The organism is Pseudomonas delhiensis (assembly GCF_900187975.1).
Classification (GTDB): domain Bacteria; phylum Pseudomonadota; class Gammaproteobacteria; order Pseudomonadales; family Pseudomonadaceae; genus Pseudomonas; species Pseudomonas delhiensis.
In genome coordinates this window covers 38,487-61,779 of record NZ_FZPC01000023.1, presented here as the reverse complement: position 1 = coordinate 61,779, position 23,293 = coordinate 38,487, and the positions used below count along the sequence as shown (strand labels likewise).

Sequence of the window (23,293 nt, the reverse complement as noted above, 5' to 3'; positions counted from 1 at the left end):
TCGGGTTCTCCTTGATGGCTCTGGCGGGCCGCTGGCAGGTCATTTCGGGCACGATTTCGGCTCCGGCAGCTTCAGCGGTTCCTTGATCGGGTAGTTCGGGTTGCCGTAGATGAGGCAGGAGGTGGTGACCTTGAGCTGGTCGCAGGGCAGGAAATGCACGGTGATGCCGCAGGTTTCCTGGCCGCTGTAGTTAGGGACCGGGACGACTTTGCTGTGCTGGCGTTTTTGAGAGTGAATTTTTTGCTTCCACTCCAAGTACTTCTCACGGTTCTCATAACCTGGGAAATCAAAGGAGTAACCAACCCCGGTCTGCCAATCCACCCGCACTGTCATTCCCGGCCTCCACTGCTTAGGCACGGCGAAGCAACAGGCACCGCCCCCGCCCTGGTACGGCCCGATGATGTCCACGGCATTCCGGCCATCCACGCTGAAGCGGTTGATGGCCCAGTGGGTGTGGTTGATGGCGTCGATGGTGCCGCTGCCGGCCTGGGCGGGCACCGGCGCGGTAGCGCAGCCGGTGGCGGCGAGCATGGCGGCAAGCAGGGCCATCGGGCGAATGACGGGCATGCGGGACGCTCCCGGTGCATGAGTGAGGGGATCAGGCTTTTTCATCGAGTTGTTCCTGGGCCTGGGCAAGGAAGGCCTCCCAACGCGTGTCGATGGCCTGCTGGGCCTGGGCCAGGCGCAGGGCGTTGATGGCCTGGCGTTGCTGGGCCACGAGCTCGCCCACGTGGCGGGTGGGCGCCTGCAGGTCGGCGGCATTGGCCAGCATGGGCAACGGCAGGCCGTTGCGCAGGTCGAGGATGTCGAACTGCGACAACGCCCCCGCCATGGCCAGCTTGCCGGCCCAGCCCTTCTGTTTCTTGACCAACACCACGCCGCCGACGATCAGCGCCGCGCCGACGATGCCGCCGGCCACGCTGAACAGGGAGAGTTCCTTGTTGCACTCCGTGCCGAAATACACCATCCGCTCGCGGAAGTAGCTGTTCCATGGCTCGCGGGTACCCTTGAGCGCCCAGTGCAGGAACCAGGCGCGCGAATCGTGTACCTGGTCGTCGAAGAGGGCACGCACCAACCCGCTGGGCTGGTCGGCGTTAAGACGCTCGTCCACCTCGCCGCGCTCGGTTTCGCTGAGGAAGTTCTGCTTGCCCCTGGGCGGCGGAAACAGCAGGCGCACGCGCTCCTGGCCCAGCTTTTTCATCTGCTGGTACTCCACCCGCTCGTCGTCGCCGTTGATCAGGTACACCGCCTGCATCGGGATGCTGTGCAGGACCCACTGCGACAGGCTGGTGGGCTCGCGGCGGGTGCCGCGGTAGTCCTCGCCGAACTCCTGGGCGGCCTCGCGCAACTGGGTCTGGTCCATCTCCGGGTCGAAGTCGCGCACGCCGGGCTCCAGCGGCGGCGCCTCTTCCTTCGGGGTCTGCCGGGCCTTGGCTTCGGCTTCGCTGCGCCGGCCTTCTACCGCCCTCTGCTCCTTGTCACGCCTGGCCTCGGAGGACTCGCGCGCGGCCTTGATGGCGTCGCCGTCCGGCGCCTTCTGGTAGAAGGCGCACTGCTTCAGCGTATCGAAGGCATAGCGGTCGATACGCCAGGCAGTGATCCAGCCCATCTGGTCGCGCAGCACTGCTTCCAGAGCCGCACTACCTTCGGTGGGGGCGTAACAATGCACCTGGTCGGCAGGCAATGGCTGCGGGGCACTGGGCAGGCCGAGGGTGAGCTCGCGCCAGGCGTTGAAGCGGGAGATGACAATCGCAGAAGTCGCAAACTCCTGCGACATTTCAAGATCCAACGATCTCCAAGATTCATTCTGAAGCTCGTTTGGCAAGGATGTTATGGGCACTTTGAATGGTGCTCCACATGCAAAAGCATCCGCATACATCTCGTGCAATACGATCTGAGACAGCAGTAGCACATCTCGCTGGCTCTCATCCGGACTGATCGCCTTCCCCTGAGTCCCCGGTGTATAACCACCGCCCTGATCGGAATGCACGCCGGGATAAATCACCTCCACGCTATTGCGCGGGTACTGGCCGTTGCTGCGGCGGATGGAGTCCAGCGGGAAACACAAGCGCTGCTCGTGGCTGGCGACGATGTGCAGGCAGCGCTTGATCAGCGCCGGATGGGTATCCTCGCTGCTCAGCTCCTGGGTGCCGTTGGCCCAGCTCATATGGCCGTCGAACTGCGGCACGGCATGGGCCACGCCCACCGAGGCCACGGTATCCAGTAACCCGAGGTACTCGATACTCACCGGCATCTTCAGATCGCCCACCGCCAGATAGGGTTCGATCTTCTGCCCCGGCTCGGGTTGCACGAGCAATTCGCTCAGCCATTTGACGAAAGCCCGCGCCGCTGCCGCGCCACGGGAGAAGCCATAGACATAGAGCTTCAAGCCCAGCAGCTTGGGATGCCCCGGCGAGGGCTGTTCCAAAGCCAGGCGCAACGGCCCGCCCAATAGCCGCAACTGGCGCTCGAATTCGCGGCGGCGATTGGCAGCACCACCCACGTCCAGCAACGTGCCCATGGCCTTGACCGCCTCGCCCACCCCCGTGAGCTTGCTCTGCTGCAGGGAGCGCTTGAGGGCGTCGATGAGCATCAGCAAGGCCCAGTTGATGCGCTCCTCACCGTAGCCGGCGGCGGCCAGGCCATATGTGCTGTAGTCCAGGTCGCCGACCTCGGGGAAAGGCGTGCCGACGCCGGGCATGTAGTACTTGTAGTACTCGCCGGTGCCTACGCCGTCTTCGTCCAGCAAGCCGTCGGACCCCGAGCTGAGGGCGGTACCGCCTGCATGGCCGGTGCCGATGGTGGCGCGGAACAGCCGGGCGACATTGGTGGGGTGCGGGTTGGACGACTGGAACAGGTCGTTGTTCAGGTTGTTGCCGGTACCATCGAAGAACAGGCTGATGCGCAGTGTCCTGCAGCAAGGCGGGACGACGCGGCGCCCTGCAGCGATGCACAGGCTGTTGTGGTAGGCGGTTTCCAGGTCGCGCTGGCAAGCCAGGTTGAGCGCCACCAGGTGCGGCTGGTCCGGCAGCCGGCCCTGCACGGGGAACTGCGGTGGGAAGGCCACCTTAGCCAGGGATTTCACTTCGGGCATGAGGTCGGCTCCGGCAGGCGCAGTGCCTCCTTGATCGGGTAGTTCGGATGGCCGTAGGTGAGGCAGGAGGTGGTGACCTTGAGCTGATCGCAGGGCAGGAAGTGCACGGTGATACCGCAGGTTTCCTGGCCGCCGTAGTCAGGGACCGGGACGACTTGGCTATGCTGGCGTTTCTGGGCATTTACCTTCCTGGACCATTCAACATATCTAGGCCAGTCGGCATATCCGGGAAACTCTTTTGCAAGATTGCTCACACCGCTTGCTCCCGTCTCCCAATCCACCCGCACCGTCATTCCCGGCCGCCACTGCTCAGGCACGGCGAAGCAGCAAGCACCGCCCCCGCCCTGGTACGGCCCGATGATGTCCACGGCATTCCGGCCATCCACGCTGAAGCGGTTGATGGCCCAGTGGGTGTGGTTGATGGCCTCGATGGTGCCGCTGGCCTGGGCCGGCGCCGGCGCGGTGGCGCAGCCGGCGATGAGCAGGAGCGCCAGGGCGATGGCGGCGCAGGGAAAGGCGGGGTATGGCATGGCGTCCGTATCCTCTTCTGAAGGTTCAGGCCTGGGCCAGGCGCTGGCGAACCAGTTTTTCGCGCTGCTCGTCGGCCAGCAGGCCGGCTGCGCTGGCCTCGCGCATGGCGGCATAGGCGAGCTGGAAACACTCCTCGGCGCAACGCCCGGCCTTGGCCTCGGCTGGCAGCCTGGCCAGCGCACAGGTGGCGTCGCTGGCGCACAGCAGGGTGTCGACCTGCTCGTCGCTGAGTTCGATAAGGCTGAAGTCCCTGGCGCTCTCTTCCGGCGCGCCATGGCCGAGCAGACGTCGGGGCACCCCGTCGTGGTCGGCCCAGCTCCAGAACACTGCCGGACGCAGCAACTGGCGTTGCTGCTCAGGCGTCAGCACTTCGCCGATGAGCAGCGGGAACAGGCGCGGGTCGTAATAGCGCAGCAGGCCGAGTCGCCCACCGTTGCGCGCCTCCAGGCAGCGGCCGAGGTAGTCGGCCAGGGTGTCGAAGGGCCAGGTGGAAACCAGGGCCAGCACGCGCGGCCTGCCCGCCAGTTCGTTGAGCAGGCCATGCAGCCAATGGCGCTGCAGGGGATGCTGCAGGTCCACGCGCAGCAGCAGCGGCGCCAGGTCTTCGGCACTGGCCTCGGGCAGCCCACTGAACAGCGAACGCCATGGCAACGGCGGGTGTAGCGCCTGTATGGCGGGGATCAGTGGTCGGTCGCAAGCGGCCTGGTCGATGATCAGGTCCAGGTACCGGGTGGGGACGTCCGCACAGGCGGCCTCCAGCAGGGCGAGCCATTGGAGGGTGAAGGGGCTGGACATGTCAGGGCTCCCTCAGTACGTAGCCCATGGCCTGGGCCTGGGCTTTCCTCAGGCAGTCCTTGCAGACGGAGGTGGGTAGTTCCGGTAACGGGAACTCCTGGCTGGTCGGTCGGGTCAGGCGGTGCTGGCCCTTGAGGCTGAGCATGGAGGGGCCGTGCACTTCGACCTTGCCATCCGGGGTGAGGCGGATGTAGGCACCACCGCTGGCCAGGGTAATGCCCTGCTTGGCGGTGATCTGCAGATGGCCCTGGGTGGACTGGACGGTGATGTCCTGCTGAGCGATCACACTCAGGGCGTCGGCGTGGGACTCGAGGTTCAGCGGGCCTTTGCCGGAGACCAGACGCATGCCTTCCTCCTGAGCCAGGAGCGTCATGGCCTGCCGGCTGTTGGCATGCAGACGGTCCTCGCTGGCGAGGTTGACCTCGCCGGCCGATTGCAGGTACAGCGCCTGGGCGCTGTCGAGCAGGATGGGTTGCGGGCTGACGGCGCCGATGCCATTGGGTGCGCTGAGCAGTATCGCGGGGGCCTTGAGCTGGGTTGCGTCAGCCTGGAGGCGACGCAGGCTTTCGCGATCCGGCGCGAGGTTGTGGTGGGCCTGGGCGATTTCGGCGCGCCTCTCCATCTGGTTCACGGCGCCCTCGAGCAAGCTTTCCGCCGGTTGCATCGCGAGCACCTGCCCACCGGCCCGGACCTGTTCGTCGGCGCTGATGAATAACCCCTTGCCGGCACGGACGGCGCCCCAGCCGTCGGTCCTCAGCTCGAAGCCCTCCCCCCGCTTCTGCCGCTGGCCATCCACCAGGTGGCCCAGGTTGAGCTGGCTCTTGCCGCTGTATTCGGTGCTGAGCTTGATGTGCTCCTGCCCGCGAGTGTCATCCATGCGCAACTTGTTGTTCGCCGGCGTGCGCAGGACGTTGCGCTTGTAGTTGTGGATGGTGACGTGGTCGGGGTGCAGGCTGTCGTGCAGGGCGTGGGCGATGAAGGGCCGGTCGGGGTCGCCCTGTTCGAAGGCGACGGCCACCTCGGTGCCGGCCAGCAGCGGCAGGTGCAGGCCGTGGGTGTCGCCGGCGTAGGGGCGCGCCAGGCGCAGCCACATGCTTTCCCGGCCGGCGGGCCAGGCATCGCGGTCGAAGAGGAAGTTGACGCGGTAGCGCCCTTCGCCGTCGATGTGGCCGTAGGGGTCGTTCCGCTGCGGGCTGGTGACCCGCGCCGGGACGGTGCCGGCGATGCGGGGCTTGGCCGGGACCGCGGGGCGGAAGGCGACGGTGTCGCTGTCCGGGATGGCTTCGAAGCGGATTTCGTAGCTGCGGTCGCGGGCGGCCTTGCTGTGCAGGCGGACGATCAGGGCGCCCTGGGCGAAGGCGGCCGGCGCGCCGCCCTGGACTTCGAGCACTTGGCCCGGGGCCAGGGCGGCGCTGCTGCTGGTGCCGAACAGGCGGGTCTGGTCGTTGAGGTAGCGCTCGTGGGCCAGGCGCGCGTAGAAGAAGCCGCTTTCGGCATGCCCTTCCTCGTCGCCGCGCGCATGGGGGTCGCCCAGCGCCTGGTAGGGCTCGTCGGCGTAGTGGTAGGCCTCGCCGTAGGTGGTGGTCGCGCCATGGGCGAGGTCGGCCTGGCCGTCGAGGTTGGCGCCGGCATCGCGTGAATAGTAGGCGCGGTTGCTGACCTGCTGCGGTACCACCTGGTGGCTGGCCTGGAGGTCCCAGACGGCGTCCTGGCCGCTGCTCTGGGTGCCGCTCTGCGGCCGCAGCGGCAGGGCGATGTCGCGCTGGTAGTGCATCGGCGAGTCGTGGAACTCGACCACGTCGATCTTCAGCCGCGCGTCCATGCTGAAGCGGTACCAGATGCCCCGTTCGGCGCACAGGCGTTGCAGGTACGCCAAGTCGCTTTCGCCGTACTGCAGCAGTTGTTCGTGCTGCGCATAGGTCCGGCCGAGGTCGAGCAGGAAATCCTGGCCGCGCAGGCCGTGCCTGCGCAGGATGGCATCGACGATCTCGGGCACGCTCTGGTTCTGGTAGATGCGGTACTGGCAGCCATGGTCGAGCAGCGCCAGGCGCGGCTCCAGCGTCACCTCGTAGCGGGCCTCGTCACGGGATGCCGACAGCCGCTTGAAACGCGTCACCACGCCATGCAGGGTGCGCAGCGGCGCCACCGCCGGCGGCGTGTAGCCGCGCAGGCCCAGCGATTCGGGAGCCGCGCGCAGGCTGAAGCTGGCGTCCTTGCCGAGCACGTCCTGGGCGGCGATATCCAGTTGCGTGCTGGTGACCTCGATGCGGTAGCGGAACGTCTGGCTCAGCGCCTCCGTGCCTTCGAACGCGAGGACGTCCAGGGCCGCGTCGAGGCCATCCACGCTGAGGCTGTGGCGGCTGTGGTCGAAGAACGGACGAATCTGGTCGAGCATGTTCAGGCCTCCGCACCTTCGAGCCCCGAAGGCTCTTCGCTGAATTCCAGGGCGATGCCGTCGTCGGCGCAGTAGCCCAGGGTGACGCCGGTGGTCTTGCGCTGCTGCGCCTGGCGCTGCAGCAGTTGTTGGCTCAGCACCGGCAGGATCTGCTGGTTGAGCAGGCTGTCGATGTTGCGCGCGCCGCTGTCGGGCAGCAGGCAGGCCGCGACCAGGGCGTCGGCGAGGCCGTCGTCGACCTGGCAGGCGATGCCGTAGTGGCGCTGCAGGCGCTTGGCGACCTGGCCCAGCTTGATGGCGACGATGCGCTTGAGCGCGCCGGCATCCAGGGGCCGGTAGACCAGCGTCTGGAAGCGCGCCAGCAATGCCGGCTGGAAGTGTTCGCGCAGCACGGGCCGCAGCAGTTCCTGCAGCTCGCCGTCGCTGGCCTGCGGGCGCTCCTCCAGCAGGCCCTGCAGCAGGTCGCTGCCCAGGTTGGAGGTCATCAGGATGACGGTGTTGCGGAAGTCGATTTCGCGCCCCTCGCCGTCGCGCATGAAGCCACGGTCGAACACCTGGTAGAACAGGTTGAGCACGTCCCGGTGCGCCTTTTCCACCTCGTCGAGCAGCACCACGCTGTAGGGGCGCTGGCGTACCGCCTCGGTGAGCACGCCGCCCTCGCCGTAGCCGACGTAGCCCGGTGGCGAGCCCTTGAGCTGGCTGACGGTATGGGCTTCCTGGTATTCGGAGAGGTTGATGGTGATCAGCGACTTCTCGCCGCCGAACAGGCTGTCGGCCAGCGCCAGGGCGGTCTCGGTCTTGCCCACGCCGCTGCTGCCCACCAGCAGGAAGACGCCCAGGGGGGCATTGTCCGGGGCCAGCCCGGTCCTGGCGGCGCGCAGGCGTTGCGCCAAAGCTTGCAGGGCGGGCTGCTGGCCGATGACCCGCTGCCCCAGGTCGTGCTCCAGCTGCAGCAGGTTGGCCTGTTCGTCCTTGAGCAGGCTGCCCAGCGGCACCCCCGTCCAGTCGGCCACCACCTCGGCGACGGTGCGCGCGTCGACATCCAGCGACAGCAGCGGCTGGTCGCCCTGCAGCTGGGCCAGCTGCCGCTGCAGATCGGGGCAAGCTTCCGGCTCCTTGCGGCGCGCGTCGATCAATTGCCGCGTCAGGCGCAACTCGTCCTGGTACTGCTGCTGCAGCCGCCGCTGGGCAAGCTCCAGCTCGCACAAGCGCACGCCGATGTCGGCCATGCGCTGGATGGCCATCGAGCCGCTGAGCCGGGCATCCTCTTCCAGCGCCTGGCGCTCGAGCTCCAGTGCGCCGTGCTCGGCACGCAGTTGCACCAGCGCCTGGGGCTCGCAGTCCAGGTTCATGCGCACCCGTGCGCTGGCGGTGTCGAGCAGGTCGACCGCCTTGTCGGGCAACTGCCGCCCCGGCAGGTAGCGGCGGGACAGCGCCACGGCGGCCTGCACCGCCGAGTCGACGATGTGCACGCCGTGGTGGTTGACGTAGAGCGGCTTCAGGCCGCGCAGCATCAGGCAGGCGTTGGCCTCGTCCGGCTCATCGACCTTGACCATCTGGAAGCGTCGCTCCAGCGCCGCGTCGCGTTCGAAGTAGCGCTTGTACTCGGACCAGGTGGTGGCCGCGATGGTGCGCAGCTCGCCCCGGGCCAGCGCCGGCTTGAGCAGGTTGGCGGCATCGGCGCCGCCGGCCTGGTTGCCCGCGCCGATCAGCGTGTGCGCCTCGTCGATGAACAGCAGGATGGGCGTCGGCGATTGCTGCACGGCGTCGATCACGTTCTTCAGCCGCTGTTCGAACTCGCCCTTCACGCCCGCCCCCGCCTGCAGCAGCCCCAGGTCCAGGGTGCGCAGGGTGACGGCCCTGAGGGCGTCCGGCACGTTGCCTTCGACGATGCGCAGGGCCAGGCCTTCGACCAGCGCGGTCTTGCCGACGCCGGGCTCGCCCACCAGGATGGGGTTGTTCTTGCGTCGCCGGCCGAGAATGTCGATGACCTGGCGGATCTCGTCGTCGCGGCCATAGACCGGATCGATGCGCCCCGCCCGGGCCTTGGCCGTGATGTCCTGGGTGAAGCGGTCGAGCAGCGCCGACTGGGCCTTGGCCGCAGTGGGCGACGGGCCCTCCGCTTGCGCTGTCGGTTCGGCCAGTGCGGCCTCGGCCTGTGCCTGAGGCCGCTCTTCGGATTGCTCGTCCAGCAGGGGCAGCAGCCGCTCGAGTTGCAGCGCGCCCACGCTGAGCAGCGGCCAGGCGGCATCGCAGGCCAGCAGCGAGGGGGTGTCGCGCAAGGCGCCGAGCAGGTGCGAGGAACGCAGCACCTGGTTATCGCCCTGCATCGATGCCAGCAACCAGGCGTCCTTGATCAGTTGCTGCAGCGCGGCGGAGAGCTGGGGCTTGTCGCGCACGCTGCGCGGCAACTGGTCCAGGTGTTCGAGCAGGCCGTTCCACAGCCCCTCCAGGTCCCATTCGTAGCGCCGGGCGATCAGGGCCAGGTCGCCTTCGCCCTGTTCGAGCAGCTTGAGCAGCCAGTGCTCGATGGTGACGTAGGGATGGGCGCGGGCCTGGCACAGCGAGGCAGCCGCGCTCAGCGCCCTGGCGCAGTGGGGGTTGAGGCGGCGAAGCAGATGGGCGGACGACTGTTCCATGGGGCGTTCCTTGCTGTCGGCAGGCTTGTCGCTCCAGCTGGAGCATGAAAGCCATTCCAATCGGTAGAGAGTGACCGGCGGCTAGCCCGCCGGTCCGTAACGCCGGCCTCAGGCGCTCTGACGCTCGTTCCAGGCATCGGAGTGGATGATGTTGCCGTCCTTGTAGGTCCAGGTGATCTTCTCGTAGCGCAGTTCCACCTCTTCCAGGTGGTTGTGCTTCTCCTTGGTCGGGTCCTTCACGTCGTGCATTTTCGGCGCGACCTTCACGACCTTGACGTTCTCCAGCAGGGTGTTGAAGTACTCGACTTCCTGGCCGGCGTCATCGATGCGGTATCACTTGAACTCGGCGCTCTTGAGGGTCTGGCCGGTGCTCACCGCCTTGTACAGGTAGGGGCTGGAGGCGTCGATTTCCTTGGTGAAGTTGAACGGCGTGTGGATGCGGGTGCCGGTCAGCTTGCCGGTGTTGTTGTCGGTGGGGATGTACAGGCTGTGGTCCTGCGCCACCACTTCGACGCTGCCTTCGCGCTTCTGGACGTCGACCGAACCTTTGATGTCCGCACCGCCGTCGTCTTTGAGCCACAGGTAAACTGGAATAGCCATGTGAAGTTCCTTCTACAGGGACAAATGCGCCGCAGGCTTTTGCCGCGGCAGGGGTTGGCCGCCCGAGACCCGGCCCGGGAGCGTGCAGGCTCCCGACTCGGGTACCAGGCGGATATCGACCCGGCGGTTGGCTGCGCGCCCCTCCGGTGTGTCGTTGCTGGCGATGGGCTGGTCGGCGCCGAAGCCCTGGACGGCGAAGCAGCTGTCGGGGATGTCCCCCATGCGCTGCATCCAGTCGCGCACGGCGCCCGCGCGGGCACGCGACAACACCAGGTTGCGCTGCGCGTCGCCCGTGGCGTCGGTGTGCCCGGCGATGACGATCAGCCAGCCGGGCTGGGCCTTGATGTCCACCAGCGCGTTGACCAGCACCTTCGTCGAGCCGGCCTTGAGTTCGGCGCTGCCGCTGGCGAACAGCGACAGGCTGTCCAGGCGGACGGGGTCGGGAATCCTTTCCGGCGCCAGTGTCGGAGCGGGCGCCCGGTAGGCGGCGAGCGCGGCCAGTAGCGCCGGGCGCGTCCGTTCGGCGGCGTACAGGCCGAGCCCGAGGGACAGGGGCTCGCCTTCGCGGTAATAGCGGTCAAGCCTTTGCGCATCGTCCCGCAGTACGGCCAAGGCCTGCTCCTTCAGGCGGTGTTCGGGCTGTTCGACCGTCGTCGGCTGGGGTATCGCCTGGAAACGGCGCAGGTCGTCGCTCACCTGGCGCAACAGCAGGCGGTTCTGCCAGGCGGAGCTGCACAGCGCGACGGTCGCGGCGAGAACGAACAGCCACAGGGCCTGCAGCGCCGCGCGGCGGGAAGGCGCGAGGCCGGGCTGGCGGGGCAGCAGGGCCAACAGGGGATCGGGGAACGGCAGGGCCTCGGGGCCGGCCGCCTGTGCCGCGGCGAAGGGCTCCAGCGCCGTGCGTTCGTGCAGCCAGTTCGCCCACAGGTTGCCCGCTGGCGAAGCGGGCGAGCCAGGCACCAGCGTCATCGCACAGGCCAGCACCGGGCATGGCGGCTCCCCCGGCTCCCGGGACGCCAGGTGCGGCAATACCGCCTTCGCCAGCCAGGCGCCCAGGCTCTCGACCTGGACGCTGGCGCGCAGGCGCGCGGCGCGCGTGGGGAGGTCTGCGGGGCGCTGCTGCCAGTGGGCCATGGGCAGGTGGTTCGCACCCTCGCGAACCGTCAGCCCCTGACGCTCCGCCTCCCAGGCGAACCAGGGGCCGGCGCCGTGCAGGCTCGGCAGGTAGCAGCCCAGCAGCACGGGCAAGGCCACTCCGCTTCTGCGGACGCGGGCCACCTGCTGACGGAAGGTCCGCAGGTTGCCGGCGAGCAAGGCGTTGTCCTGCTGCCCGGCGGGATCAACGATATAGAAGAGGCTCAGTTGACCTGCCCAGTGCGGACGGTTCGCCAACACGTATTCGATGACCGCTGGCAAGCGATCCAGGCTGGGTATCCGCAGGTAGCAGCCCTGCTCGGTGACGCGCAGCGCCAGTTGGTCCTCGGGCGCCTCGCCGAACAGCGCGCGCAAGCCATCGCCACAGACCGCCACCACCGGTTGCCGGAACCCCGCCGCCGGCAGCGCACAGTCCTCGGCCAGCGCAATGGCCTGGCGTTGCCGCGCGACGTTGCGCCCGGCGAGCCACCAGCCCAGCGCGACCGCGATGACCACGCCAAGCGCCGACAGCGCGCGCCCGGCCGGGGACAACGGCAATACCGCCAGGAGCAGGAACAGCGCCAGCGCCCCCGCCCAGAGCCAAAGGCCGCGTACCCATGTGAGCTGCATGGACATCGCTACACCTGGCCGGGCAGCAGGGTGGTCACGGTATCCACCAGCATCCGGTGCAGCAACAGCCACACCCCTGCCAGCAGGATCGCGGCGGCCACCAGGTGCAACCATGGCATGCCGAGCCAGCGGCGCCAGCCGCCACCGCCGGCGCGCACCAGCACCGGGGCTTCACCCGCGGCGGCGAAGGGTTGTACGTGTTCGTTCAGCGCGTCGAGCAGTTGCTCCCGCTCCGGAGCCTGCTCGTCGCGATAACGGCCCAGGAACCCCAGCATCAGCACGCGCTGGTAGCAGGTCAGCACTCGCAGGTCGGGCGCCGGTTCCGCCAGGGCCGCGCGCATGTCCTCGTAGAGCTGCTCGCCAGCCTGGTGGCGGTTGAAGAAGTGCGCCTGGAGCGGTTTCGCGGCCCAGACGGCATGGGACTGCTCGCCGGCGTTGCGCATCACCGTCTCGTCGAGCAGCGCGCATTGCGCATAGCAGATGCGGTCGATGGCGTTCAGGCTCACGCCAGCCTCGGCCAGGCGGGCACGGCTGTGTTCGACCTGGGCCGCACAGTGCTTCCACAGCTCGGCGCCGTCCTTGGCCGAGGCCTTCTGCTGCAGTTCCACGACCAGCAGGTAGCTGTCCTGCAGCAGTGCGTCGATATCCACCAGCGGTTTTTTTCCGAATGCCTGGGTCATGAGCGCAGCACCGCGAACAGGTCCAGCTGGACTTCCCCGAGGGTGCCGGGGACGTAGAGCGCGCAGACGCCGGACGAGAGCATGGCTCGCGCCTTGGGATGGGCCAGGTCAAGGGCGAAGTACTGGTTGCCCAGGCGCATCGGGATAGCCGCGGGCACATGGCTGAGCGGCAGCAGCGGTACGCCGTCCAGGGCCACGTTGACGAGGTGGTCGACGTCGTCCGGCGCCCCCACCTTGCACAGGCGCGGGAACTGGCCCTGCACTTGCGCGGCGGGCAGGCTGGAGCGTACCGACAGGTAGAAATCGACGCCCTCGGCATCGCGCAGCCGGCCATCGTGCAGCGCCACCTGCCAGCGGTGCGCATTGGGCTGCTCCAGTTCCAGCGCGATGACGCGCGACGGCAGGCTGGCCTCCAGCAGCGTTGAGATCAGCCGGAACAGCGGCGGGAACACCGCTTCCAACTGGTCGTGCCGGTAGCCGGGAATGGCACCGATGTCGTGCTCCAGGGAAAAGGTCAGCAGGCTGCCGGCCAGCTTGATCAGCTCCTGGTAGACCTGCTCGGGGTGCCGCGCGGGGTGCGCCAGCAGGTCCGCCAGCACCGGCTGGTAGCTGTTCAGCGCGTTGAGCAGCCAGAACAGCGAGACGTCGGCCACCGCGAAGTCGGCCATGCGCTGGTTGCTCTCGCGGCGCATGCCCATCAGCCGGCTGCGCTTGGCCGCCAACTGGGTCATCAGGTTGTCCAGCTGGGCGAGCAACTGGGGCTGGGCATCGAAGCTGAGCAGCGGCGGGACGAACTGCGGGTCGAGCGTCCAGACGCCCTGGCCGTCGCGTACCACGCGCGCTACCGGGCAGGTGAGGTACTCGGCGTTTTCATCGCTGTCCAGGCGCAACGAAAGCATGTGTTCCAGCGCGGCCATGGACTGGCTTTCTTCGCCATAGAGGTCCTGCACCTCCCGCCAATCCTGGCGATAGCGCGTGGGCCGGGAGGGCGCGCCCTCCCCCGTCAGGCAGTTGCCGCCATTGGCATGCTCCAGCGGCAATGCCAGCAGCAGCGTGGCCACGGCAACCTCTTCCGTGGCCAGCCGGGCCAGCTCCACCGCCGGTGGCAGCCGGTCGCTCGCGTCGCTGTCGACCAGCGTGCCATCCGGCAGCCGCACGCGCAGCCGGGTGGCCTTGAGCTTGCCCAGGCGTAGTGCGTCCAGGTCGAAGGAGGCCACCTGGACGCCCCAGGGATGTACCCGCGACAGCCGCGCCAGGCATTCGTTGGTCCAGGCCTCCCAGCGGGCCTGCTGCTGGAATTGCTGCGGGGACAGCAGGGTCCCCGCACCCCACAAGGGGCGATCGATCTTCATGCGTTCTTCCCTGAAGCCGTTTTTCAGGCCTTGGCCTTGGGCATCTGCGAAACCAGCGACAGGTTGACGTCCATGCCTTCCACCTGGAAATGCGGTACGGCATAGAGCTTCACGCGGAAGAAGCCGGGGTTGTCGTCGATGTCCTCGACCGTCACCTTGGCGTCACGCAGCGGGTGCGAAGCCTGCAGGTCGTCGCTGGGGTCGGTCATCTCGGTGACCAGGCCACGGATCCAGTTGTTGAGTTCCAGCTCCAGGACGCGGCGGTCCTTGGTGGTGCCGATGTTCTCGCGCTGGATCAGCTTCAGGTAATGGGCGATGCGCGACAGCAGGAAGATGTATGGCAGGCGCGCGTTGATGCGGCTGTTGGCGGTGGCATCGGCGGTGTCGTAGAGCGCCGGCTTCTGCGCCGAGTTGGCGGAGAAGAAGCAGGCGTAGTCGCGGTTCTTGTAGTACGACAGCGGGATGAAGCCCAGGTTGGCGAACTCGAACTCGCGGGTTTCCGGGATCATCACTTCCGAGGGGATCTTCACCTGGTTGCCGGTGCCCAGGTCGTACAGGTGGATCGGCAGGTCGGTGACCGCGCCGCCCGCCTGCGGGCCGCGGATCTGCACGCACCAGCCGTTGTTGATGAAGCTCTTCACCATGTTGGCGGCGAAGGCGAAGGAGGCGTTGGTCCACAGGTACTTGCCGTGGTCCGGGCCCTTGACGCTCTCGATGTAGTTGAAGCTGCGCACCGGCAGGGTGTCGGGGCCGTAGGGCAGGCGGCCGAGCACGCGCGGCATGGTGAGGCCGATGTAGCGCGCATCGTCGGTGTCGCGGAAGGACTTCCACTTCAGGTATTCGGCGCGGTCGAAGTAGTTGCCGATATCCTTGATCGCGGCCACCTCCTCCATGCTCTGCTTGCCGAAGAACGCCGGCCCGACCGAGCCGATGAAGGGCATGTGCGCCGCCGCCGCGACCTTGGAGATGTTGCGCAGCAGGGCGATGTCCTGCGGGCCGCGGTCGAACTCGTAGTTGGAGATCGCAGCGGCGATGGGCTCGCCGCCGGGGGTGTCGTATTCCTGGGTGTAGGTGTGGACGTACAGGCCGCTCTGGGCGATCTCCGGGGCATCCTCGAAGTCCTGCACCAGGTGCTCCTTGCTGATGTCCAGCAGCTCGATGCGCACGTTCCGGCGGAAATCGACCTGGTCGATCAGCGACTTGACGCCGCGCCAGGTCGACTCGACGCGCTGGAAGTCGCCGTGGTGCATGATCGCGTCCAGCTGGCGGCTGATCTGCGCATCCAGCGAGGCGATGTGCTCGTCCAGCAGGTTCTTGTCCAGGCGCTCGACCTTCTGCGAGGACTGCTTGAGCAGGTCCAGGAAGACGCTGACCGCGGCCGTCACGCGTTCGTCGGCGGAGGCTTCGGACAGCGCATCGCTGTCCTGGTAGACCTCGAAGTCGCCCAGTGCCGACACCGGGCTCAGGTTGATCTTGTCGAACAGGCTCGCATAGACGCCCTGGTTTTCTTGCAGCGATACGCTCGCGCTACCGGTTTGCGCGGCAGTCCCTTCGGCGGACATGGGGCTCTCCTTGAATTGGTCTTCAGCGATCTTGCGGGGCGAGCTGGGCCAGTTCGGCACGCAGCTTGTCGCTCAGGGCGTCATCCTTGAGGATGCGCTCCAGCTCGCGGCGGAAGGTGACGTTGTCCAGCAGGTTGGACTTGAGGTCGCGCAGCAGGTTGCGCATGGCCAGCATGGCACGCAGCTCCGGCATCTGCCGTGCCACCCGCTCGGGCTCGAAGTCCTTCATGTTGCGGAAGGTCAGCTCGATGCTGGTGTCGGAACCGTCGTCGGCCAGGGTATTGGGCACGGCCAACTTCACACTGGGACTGAAGTCGGCCAGCACGTTGTTGAAGTTGTTCTTGTTGACGTCGACCTTGCTGCGCTCGGACAGCGGGCGCTGTTCGCGGCCATTGCTGTAGTCGCCCATCACCACCAACTTGAGTGGCAACTCGACCTTTTTCTGCGCACCGCCGGTATGAAGGTCAAGTTTGATATTGACCCGTGCCTTGGGCACTTCGTTTTGGAAACTGTTCGAAGCCATGACTACTCCAGATACCTCCCTGGTGAGGGGTGAGTCAAACGGGCTGGAATTCATGGCAATGGCGGGAAGGCGCGCGCCAACAGCCCGATCCGAAGATCGCGAACTCCATTTCTTACTTCTGAAAGAAAGAACTATTAGAGCGGTGACATTTCCGTAGTTCTCACTGAGGACTACCGATGCCGGGATTTCCAACTGATCGGATATGCGCTTTTCGCCCGATAAAATTATCAGGGCATTGCGCACGTAGATCAGCCATTTGCGAGCTTATCGACGCGAGCAGAGAGATGAAATAAGACTTGTCCCAAACTTATGTAGGAAGGAGGCTACACTGATCACCCATTGAAATTCGCAAACAGACGACAAAGTACCGCCTTATCCCGCCTATCCCGGCGCGGAGCGCCTGGTCACGCAGTGCAAGGCGATAACAAGACAGCCATAATCGGCGCTTGCCCCCGATCCAGGCCCCGTCGATGTCCGAGCAACCCAGCCCAGCCAACGCAGAACCAGCCTCCCCTGCCCACCCCCGGCGCTTCCGCCGGCCCCGCTGGCTGGAATGGCGACAGCGCCTGGCGTTCTGGGTCGGCGCGCTGCTGGTGGGCCTGGTGGCGCTGGCCTTCGCCTGGCTGGCGGACCAGTCCTTCGCCCTGTTCAAGCGCATGCTCGGCGTCGCCCCCTGGCTGCCGCTGCTGGTCACCCCCGCGGGTTTCGCCCTGCTGGCCTGGGTCACCCAGCGCTGGTTCGTCGAGGCCAAGGGCAGCGGCATTCCCCAGGTGATCGCCGCGCTGGAGTCGCCTTCGCGGCGTTTCCGCGCCCAGGTGCTGGCGCTGCCGGTGGCCGCCGTGCGCATGCTCTTCACCCTGGGCGCGCTGCTGGTGGGCGGCTCGGTGGGCCGCGAAGGGCCCACGGTGCACGTCGGCGCCGCGGTCATCTACGCCTTCGGCCGGCGCCTGGGGCTGCACGGCCGGCGCACCATCGCCGGGCTGATCCTCGCCGGTGGCGCGGCCGGCATCGCCGCGGCCTTCAACACGCCGCTGGCCGGCATCGTGTTCGCCATCGAGGAGCTCAGCCGAACCTTCGAGCAGCGCTTCAGCGGCCTGGTGCTGACCGCGGTGCTGATCGGCGGCGCCGTCACCCTCGGGCTGATGGGCCACTACTCCTACTTCGGCGAGATCGGCGGCAGCCTGCCGGCGGGCTGGGGCTGGAGCGAGGTACCGGCCTGCGCGCTGCTCGGCGGCCTGCTGGGCGGGCTCTACGTCAAGCTGGTGCTGCCCACCCGGGCCGGCTGGCTGGGCCGCATGTGCCGCCTGCGCGAGCGCTTCCCGGTGCGCTTCGCCGGCGCCTGCGGGCTGCTGCTGGCGCTGCTGGGGCTGGCCTCGGGCAACCACGTGTTCGGCACCGGCTACGAGGAGACCCGCGCCCTGCTGGAGGGCCACCCGATGACCGAGCAGAGCTTCCTGCTGTGGAAGTTCCTGGCCAACGTGGTGTCCTACCTCGCCGGCATCCCCGGCGGCCTGTTCTCGCCCTCGCTGAGCATAGGCGCGGCCTTCGCCCCGCTGCTGGCCCAATTGCCCGACGTCAACCCGCAGACCTGCGCGCTGCTGGGCATGGGCGCCTACCTCGCCGGGGTGACGCGCTCGCCGCTGACCGCCTCGGTGATCGTCCTGGAACTCTCCCACAGCCCCGACCTGCTCATCCCCATGCTGGCGGCCACGGTCATGGCCGCCACCGTCTCCGGCTGGATCGCCCCGGTCTCGCTGTACCACGCCCTGGCGCGGCAGATTCTGGACAAGCTGGCGCCGGCGCCGACGTAGGCGCTGCAGGCCAGGTACGACCGCAGCCCATTGGAGTGCTCGACCAGGCGCAACACGTCGGCCATGAGGATGTCGGCGATGGAGAAGGCCCCGGCCAGCCATTCGCGGTTTTCCAGCACCCCGTCCATGTGCCGCAGCCGGGCCTGGACTCCGGGCCGATAACGCCTACGGCGTTATCGGCCGTCGTCTGGGGTACCGATGCCGACGGCTCCTGCGGCCGGCGGATCCAATCGCGGACGGAGTCCTACAATCGTGCGTGCCTCCCGGTGACGTAGGCGTTGGATTCAAGAGCGCCCTCTCCCCGACCCTCTCCCGCTTGCGGGAGAGGGGGCTGCCCTCTGCAGGAGGAAAGGCCGGAGTCATCCTCGCACCTTCGTCATTCCCGCGAACGCGGCACACGGCTCCATCGCGAACAACGCTTGCGCTGGCCCGAAGGGGAATAGCCCAATAGACAGTTGCGCCTACATCAGTGGCTGCCATCGAGCCCGCTCTCGAACAAACACGGCGCCATGCGGTTCGCGAGCAAGCTCGCTCCTACGAAGAGCATTTCGGCGCGGGCCGCGAGACAAATTGCTCCTGTGAGGGAAACGACAGGCCGTTGCCTAATCCAGCCCCGCGTCGCCGGCCTGCTGCTGCAGGCTGGCCTGGCTGATCTGGCTGCCCGGCGGCACGCTGCGCGTCAGCCAGACGTTGCCGCCGATGGTGGAGCCCTTGCCGATGGTGACGCGCCCCAGGATGGTGGCGCCGGCGTAGATCACCACCTCGTCCTCGACGATGGGGTGGCGCGGCTGGCCCTTGTGCAACTGGCCGGTCTCGTCCGCGGTGAAGCGCTTGGCCCCTAGGGTGACCGCCTGGTAGATGCGTACCTGCTCGCCGATGATCGCCGTTTCGCCGATCACCACGCCGGTGCCGTGGTCGATGAAGAAGCTGCCGCCGATCTGCGCGCCGGGGTGGATGTCGATGCCGGTGGCCGAGTGCGCCAGCTCCGAGATGATCCGCGCCACCAGCGGCAGGCCGGCGCGGTACAGGTGGTGCGCCATGCGGTGGTGGATGATGGCGAGCACGCCCGGGTAGCACAGCAGCACTTCGTCGACGCTACGCGCCGCCGGGTCGCCCTGGTAGGCGGCCAGCACGTCGGAATCCAGCAGCTGGCGCAGCAGCGGCAGGGCCAGGGCGAAGTCGCGGACGATGTCCTGCGCCCGCGCCTCGATGCCATCCTCCGGTTCGCCGCGCTGGCGCGCGCTGTAGCGAAGCTCCAGGCGGGCCTGGATCAGCAGCGCGTTGAGGGCGCTGTCCAGGGTACGCCCGACGAAGAAGTCCTCGCTCTCCTCGCGCAGGTCGTTGGGCCCCAGGCGCATGGGGAAGAGCGCGCTGGCCAGGCGCTCGACGATTTCCTCGATGGAGCGCCGCGAGGGCAACTCGCGCCCACCCTGCTCGCGTGGCCGGCCGCTGCGGCTACGCCACTCGCTGCGCGCCGCGCGCAGTTCTTCGACGATGCGCTCCAGCTGCCAGCTCACCGGGTTGTTTTCGTTCTGTTTGCCGATCTCGTGCATGTATCGCTACTTCCAATGCCGTGGTTCTTTCCAAGCGTAGGCCGGCTGGGGAGCCTTCGTCACCCTCGCCGGTCTATCCTGAGGTTTCCCGGGCCCGCCGGCAAATCGCTGCCGGTTCTAAGCTCATGCCAGGGGCCGGGATGCCGGCAAGCGGACGCGCGCAAGCCCAGCCCCGGTATCGCGCCCCTCCTTTACGTATTTTTCACCGCCGCCGGTTATCGTCGACGGCCGCCCTGCCACCGGACCCGCCCCATGCCTGACGCCGCTTCCCGCCAATCCGGCCTGCTGACCGTCTTCCTGGTCTTCCTGCGCCTGGGGCTGACCTCGTTCGGCGGGCCGGTGGCGCACCTCGGCTATTTCCACCAGGAGTTCGTGGTCCGCCGGCGCTGGCTCGGCGAGCGGGCCTACGCCGACCTGGTCGCGCTGTGCCAGTTCCTGCCCGGCCCGGCCAGCAGCCAGGTGGGCATGGCGATCGGCCTGTCGCGCGCCGGCTATGCCGGCGCCCTCGCCGCCTGGGTGGGCTTCACGCTGCCATCGGCGGTGGTGCTGATCCTCTTCGCCCAGGGCATCGCGCAGGACGCGGGCCTGGTGCCCGCCGGCGTGCTGCACGGTCTGAAGGTGGTGGCCGTGGCCGTGGTCGCCCAGGCCGTATGGGGCATGGCCCGCAACCTATGCCCGGACACGCCGCGCCTGGGCATCATGGCCGTGGCGGCCGGCCTGGCGCTGCTCGCCCCCGCCGCCTGGCTGCAGTTGCTGGTCATCGCGCTGGCCGGCGGCATTGGCCTGGCCTGCCTGAAGCCCGGGCAGGCCGCCGCCGGCGAGCACCTGGCCGTGCCGCTCGGCCCGCGCGCCGGCTGGCGCTGGCTGGGGCTGTTCGCGCTCCTGCTGCTGGGGCTGCCGCTGCTGGCGGCGCTGAGCCTGGACCCGACGCTGCTGCGCATGGATGCCTTCTTCCGCAGCGGCGCGCTGGTGTTCGGCGGCGGACACGTGGTGCTGCCCTTGCTGCAGGCGGAGGTCGTGGCCAGGGGTTGGGTCGGCAACGAGGCCTTCCTGGCGGGCTACGGCGCGGCGCAGGCCGTGCCCGGCCCGCTGTTCAGCTTTGCCGCCTTCCTCGGGGCGTCCATGCAGGCCGGCCCTTCGGGCTGGGCGGGCGGCCTGCTCTACCTGGCCGCGATCTTCGCGCCGGCGTTCATGCTGCTGTGCGGCGCGCTGCCGCTCTGGGAGCGTCTACGCCGCCTGCCACGGGCCCGGGCGGCGATGATGGGCATCAATGCCGGCGTCGTCGGGCTGCTGCTGGCAGCGCTGTACCAGCCGGTGTGGACCAGCGCCATCCTGCAGCCGCGGGACTTCGCCCTGGCGCTCGTCGCGCTGGCCGCCCTGCAGTTCTGCAAGGTGCCCGCCTGGCTGGTGGTGCTGGCCACGGCGGCCGCCGGCGGCGCTCTGCAGGGCGGCTGACGCGGTGGCTCAGGCCCAGCCCAGGGTCATCGCGTAGAGCACGCCGTAGCGGGCGGCCTTGGCGAAGGCGACGATCAGCAGGAAGCTCCAGAAGGGTTCGCGCATCAGGCCGGCCACGACGGTGAGCGGGTCGCCGATCAGCGGCGCCCAGCTCAGCAGCAACGACCAGCGGCCGTAGCGATGGTAGGTGCCCTGGACCTTCGCCAGGCGTTCGGCCGAAACCGGGAACCAGCGCTTGTCCCGCCAGTGCTCCAGGTAGCGGCCCAGCACCCAGTTCAGCGCGGAACCGGCGACGTTGCCCAGCGTGGCCACCAGCAGCAGCGCCGGCGCGGCGTGCTGCCCGGCCAGCAGCAGTGCCACCAGCAGCGCCTCGGACTGCAGCGGCAACAGGGTGGCGGCGCCGAAGGCCGAGGCGAAAAGACCGAGATATCCGCTTGCGTGCCACATACAGGTGTCAGCCGCCCGAGCCGGCCATGGAATGGAACGCGCAAGCCTACCCCAGCGGCGGGCATGCCCGACAGCCACCCAGGGTGAAGCCAAGGTGCCATCAGGCACTACCAAGATGCGCCAGCCGGCCCCCTGGTGGTCCGCCGCCTTGAAGAACCCGCCCCATTCGCCTCGGGCGTACCTCGACAAGCTGTTGCAGTAGGGGTTGCCCCAGACCGGGAAACGACTGTCGACCTTCGAGCAGGTGCTCTGGGCAAAAGCCCTGCCGGCAAGGTGGATTCCCCGAACAGGCGCCCATGATCTCGTTTGCGGAAGCCCCCGGGCCTGGGGCCAGACGACCCGTCGCACACCATTGGTCAAATAATGGCCATATGCCACCAAATTTTCACCTACCATGAACCTTGGCAGGATATGCGGATGCAGCACCGAAGGACCGACCCTTGACGGGTCGCTGCCTGCCGGAAGCCGGCGGCCCGGCCGTTGCGGGCCGCCAACTACCACGTGCCACTGGAATACACCCATGCCAGCCGGGGCCATCCCCAAGCTCAACCTGCGCACGCTGATCCTGCTGTTCACCTCGGTGGCCATCCTCGCCACCCTGCTGAACGACCTCTATGCCACCTACCGGATCCAGCGCGAGACGCTGGTGCGCAACTCGCTGGAAACCAACCGCGCCTACGCGGCGAAAGTCGCCCTGACCCTCGGCCAGAGCCTGGACGCCGACCTTGGCCGGCTGCGCTACAGCGCCCAGGTGATGGGCGGGGACTTCGCTTCCCGGGCAACGCTGGAAGCGGAAACCCGGCGCCTGGCGGAGCAGGACCAGAGCTTCAACACCCTGGTGGTGGCCAATGCCCAGGGCCGCATACTGGCCTCCTACCCACCGGCGCTCAGCCTGGCCGGCCAGAGCCTGCGCTCGCGGGAGCCGCTGGAGCGCAAGCAGGCGATGATCAGCCCGGCCTTCCATTCACTGGTGGGCAACCTGATCGTGTTCGTCTCCCACCCCATCCACAGCTCCCGGGGCGAGTACCTGGGGCTGGTCGGGGGCACCATCTACCTGCGCAAGAACAACGCCCTCAACGAGATCGTCAGCAAGCACTTCCAGACCGACGCCTCCTACCTCTACCTGGTGGACGGCAACCGCCACCTGCTGTTCCACCCCGACGCCGACCGCATAGGCAAGGCCGTGGGCCCGAACGCGGCGGTGGACGCCGTGCTGCGCGGCGAGAGCGGCGCCATGCCGGTCACCGACGACGAAGGGGTGGAGATGCTGGCGGGCTTCGCGCCGGTGTCCAGCAGCGGCTGGGGCGTGGTTTCCCAGCAACCGCTGAGCGTTCCCCTCGCCGCCCTGCGGGCGCTGATGCTGGAGGTGGTGCAGGGCATAGTGCCCATGGCCCTGCTGGGGTTCGTCCTGCTCTGGTGGGCCGCCTCGCGGATCAGCGCACCCCTGAGCCGCCTGGCCGACTACGCCGAGCAACTGGACGACTCCCGCGGCATCGGCAAGGTGCGCGCCTGGTACTACGAGGCCTGGCGCATCCGCCGTGCCCTGGTCCAGGGCGCGCTGCTGACCCAGGAGCGCATCGGCAAGCTCAACCACCAGGTGCTCAGCGACCCGCTGACCGGCCTGGCGAACCGGCGCATGCTGGAGGACTGCCTGCGCGACTGGGCGCTGCTGGAAAAACCTTTCGCGGTGATCAGCATGGACATCGACCACTTCAAGCGGGTCAACGACGCCTTCGGCCACGACGTCGGCGACAAGGTGCTGCAGGCCTTCGCCGAGCTGCTGCGGCAGAACTGCCGCGACGGCGACGTGCCCTGCCGGGTGGGCGGCGAGGAGTTCATCCTGTTGCTGCCGCTGACGGGCCTGGCCGACGCGGCGGAAGTGGCGGAACGGATCCGCCGCTCGATGGCCGAAGCCGTCGTCCCCCCGGCCGGGCAGGTCACCCTGTCGGCGGGGGTCGCCTGCTGGACGGCGGACCGGACGGATGTCGCCGCCACGCTCAAGGAGGCGGACGAACTGCTCTACCAGGCGAAGCAGGCCGGCAGGAACCGGGTGATGGTCCGCGGCCGGGGAACCTCGACCACGGCCGCCTGA

The 23,293-nt window shown here is 68.0% G+C and carries 16 protein-coding genes and 1 pseudogene; 3 read left to right on the top strand and 14 right to left on the bottom strand.

The features are described 5' to 3' along the window. Positions 1–39 precede the first annotated feature (39 nt). The 12 genes and pseudogenes from tli1a (CHC02_RS20680) to tssB all read right to left on the bottom strand — a co-directional run bounded on the left by tli1a (CHC02_RS20680) (position 40) and on the right by tssB (position 15,935). Entirely contained in the window at positions 40–531 is a 492-nt protein-coding gene (gene tli1a / locus CHC02_RS20680) for a Tli1a family immunity protein (RefSeq protein ID WP_279615542.1), read from the bottom strand. Between the two features lie 67 nt (positions 532–598). Then, positions 599–3,094, bottom strand: coding sequence for a T6SS phospholipase effector Tle1-like catalytic domain-containing protein (locus CHC02_RS20675; protein ID WP_089393306.1), 2,496 nt, complete (start codon positions 3,092–3,094; stop codon positions 599–601). Next, positions 3,082–3,624, bottom strand: a complete 543-nt coding sequence (gene tli1a, locus CHC02_RS20670) for a Tli1a family immunity protein (protein ID WP_089393305.1) — start codon at positions 3,622–3,624, stop codon at positions 3,082–3,084. The genes CHC02_RS20675 and tli1a (CHC02_RS20670) overlap by 13 nt, the downstream gene beginning before the upstream one ends. 25 nt (positions 3,625–3,649) lie before the next feature. Then, complete coding sequence (gene tla1, locus CHC02_RS20665; protein ID WP_089393304.1) at positions 3,650–4,420, bottom strand: toxin Tle1 chaperone Tla1; 771 nt, start codon at positions 4,418–4,420, stop codon at positions 3,650–3,652. Position 4,421: 1 nt separating this feature from the next. Beyond that, on the bottom strand, positions 4,422–6,815 hold the full coding sequence (locus CHC02_RS20660) for a type VI secretion system Vgr family protein (RefSeq protein WP_089393303.1): 2,394 nt from the start codon (positions 6,813–6,815) through the stop codon (positions 4,422–4,424). Positions 6,816–6,817: 2 nt separating this feature from the next. Further along, entirely contained in the window at positions 6,818–9,454 is a 2,637-nt protein-coding gene (gene tssH / locus CHC02_RS20655; RefSeq protein WP_089393302.1) for a type VI secretion system ATPase TssH, read from the bottom strand. Between the two features lie 108 nt (positions 9,455–9,562). Further along, a pseudogene (locus CHC02_RS20650) lies at positions 9,563–10,054 on the bottom strand (Hcp family type VI secretion system effector). 12 nt (positions 10,055–10,066) lie between these two features. Next, positions 10,067–11,824: an OmpA family protein gene (locus tag CHC02_RS20645; RefSeq protein ID WP_208604347.1), complete on the bottom strand. Its 1,758-nt coding sequence runs from the start codon at positions 11,822–11,824 to the stop codon at positions 10,067–10,069. A gap of 2 nt (positions 11,825–11,826) precedes the next feature. Further along, positions 11,827–12,498: a type VI secretion system protein TssL, short form gene (gene tssL, locus CHC02_RS20640; protein ID WP_089393301.1), complete on the bottom strand. Its 672-nt coding sequence runs from the start codon at positions 12,496–12,498 to the stop codon at positions 11,827–11,829. Beyond that, positions 12,495–13,850, bottom strand: coding sequence for a type VI secretion system baseplate subunit TssK (gene tssK / locus CHC02_RS20635; RefSeq protein WP_089393300.1), 1,356 nt, complete (start codon positions 13,848–13,850; stop codon positions 12,495–12,497). Before tssK ends, tssL begins: the two co-directional genes overlap by 4 nt. A gap of 23 nt (positions 13,851–13,873) precedes the next feature. Continuing rightward, on the bottom strand, positions 13,874–15,412 hold the full coding sequence (gene tssC / locus CHC02_RS20630) for a type VI secretion system contractile sheath large subunit (RefSeq protein WP_089393299.1): 1,539 nt from the start codon (positions 15,410–15,412) through the stop codon (positions 13,874–13,876). Positions 15,413–15,434: 22 nt separating this feature from the next. After that, positions 15,435–15,935 (bottom strand): type VI secretion system contractile sheath small subunit, encoded by a 501-nt coding sequence (gene tssB, locus CHC02_RS20625; protein WP_089393298.1) that lies wholly within the window; start codon positions 15,933–15,935, stop codon positions 15,435–15,437. A gap of 470 nt (positions 15,936–16,405) precedes the next feature. Between tssB and CHC02_RS20620 the strand changes: the two genes are divergently transcribed. Next, positions 16,406–17,746: a chloride channel protein gene (locus CHC02_RS20620; protein ID WP_089393297.1), complete on the top strand. Its 1,341-nt coding sequence runs from the start codon at positions 16,406–16,408 to the stop codon at positions 17,744–17,746. A gap of 602 nt (positions 17,747–18,348) precedes the next feature. Here the strand turns inward: CHC02_RS20620 and epsC are convergent. Continuing rightward, complete coding sequence (gene epsC / locus CHC02_RS20615; protein ID WP_089393296.1) at positions 18,349–19,299, bottom strand: serine O-acetyltransferase EpsC; 951 nt, start codon at positions 19,297–19,299, stop codon at positions 18,349–18,351. Positions 19,300–19,551: 252 nt separating this feature from the next. Between epsC and chrA the strand changes: the two genes are divergently transcribed. Next, positions 19,552–20,754 (top strand): chromate efflux transporter, encoded by a 1,203-nt coding sequence (gene chrA / locus CHC02_RS20610; protein ID WP_089393295.1) that lies wholly within the window; start codon positions 19,552–19,554, stop codon positions 20,752–20,754. A gap of 9 nt (positions 20,755–20,763) precedes the next feature. Here chrA and CHC02_RS20605 read toward each other — a convergent pair whose 3' ends face one another. Further along, positions 20,764–21,201: a YqaA family protein gene (locus CHC02_RS20605; RefSeq protein WP_089393294.1), complete on the bottom strand. Its 438-nt coding sequence runs from the start codon at positions 21,199–21,201 to the stop codon at positions 20,764–20,766. Positions 21,202–21,721: 520 nt separating this feature from the next. Here CHC02_RS20605 and CHC02_RS20600 point away from each other — a divergent pair. Further along, positions 21,722–23,293 (top strand): GGDEF domain-containing protein, encoded by a 1,572-nt coding sequence (locus CHC02_RS20600; RefSeq protein ID WP_089393293.1) that lies wholly within the window; start codon positions 21,722–21,724, stop codon positions 23,291–23,293.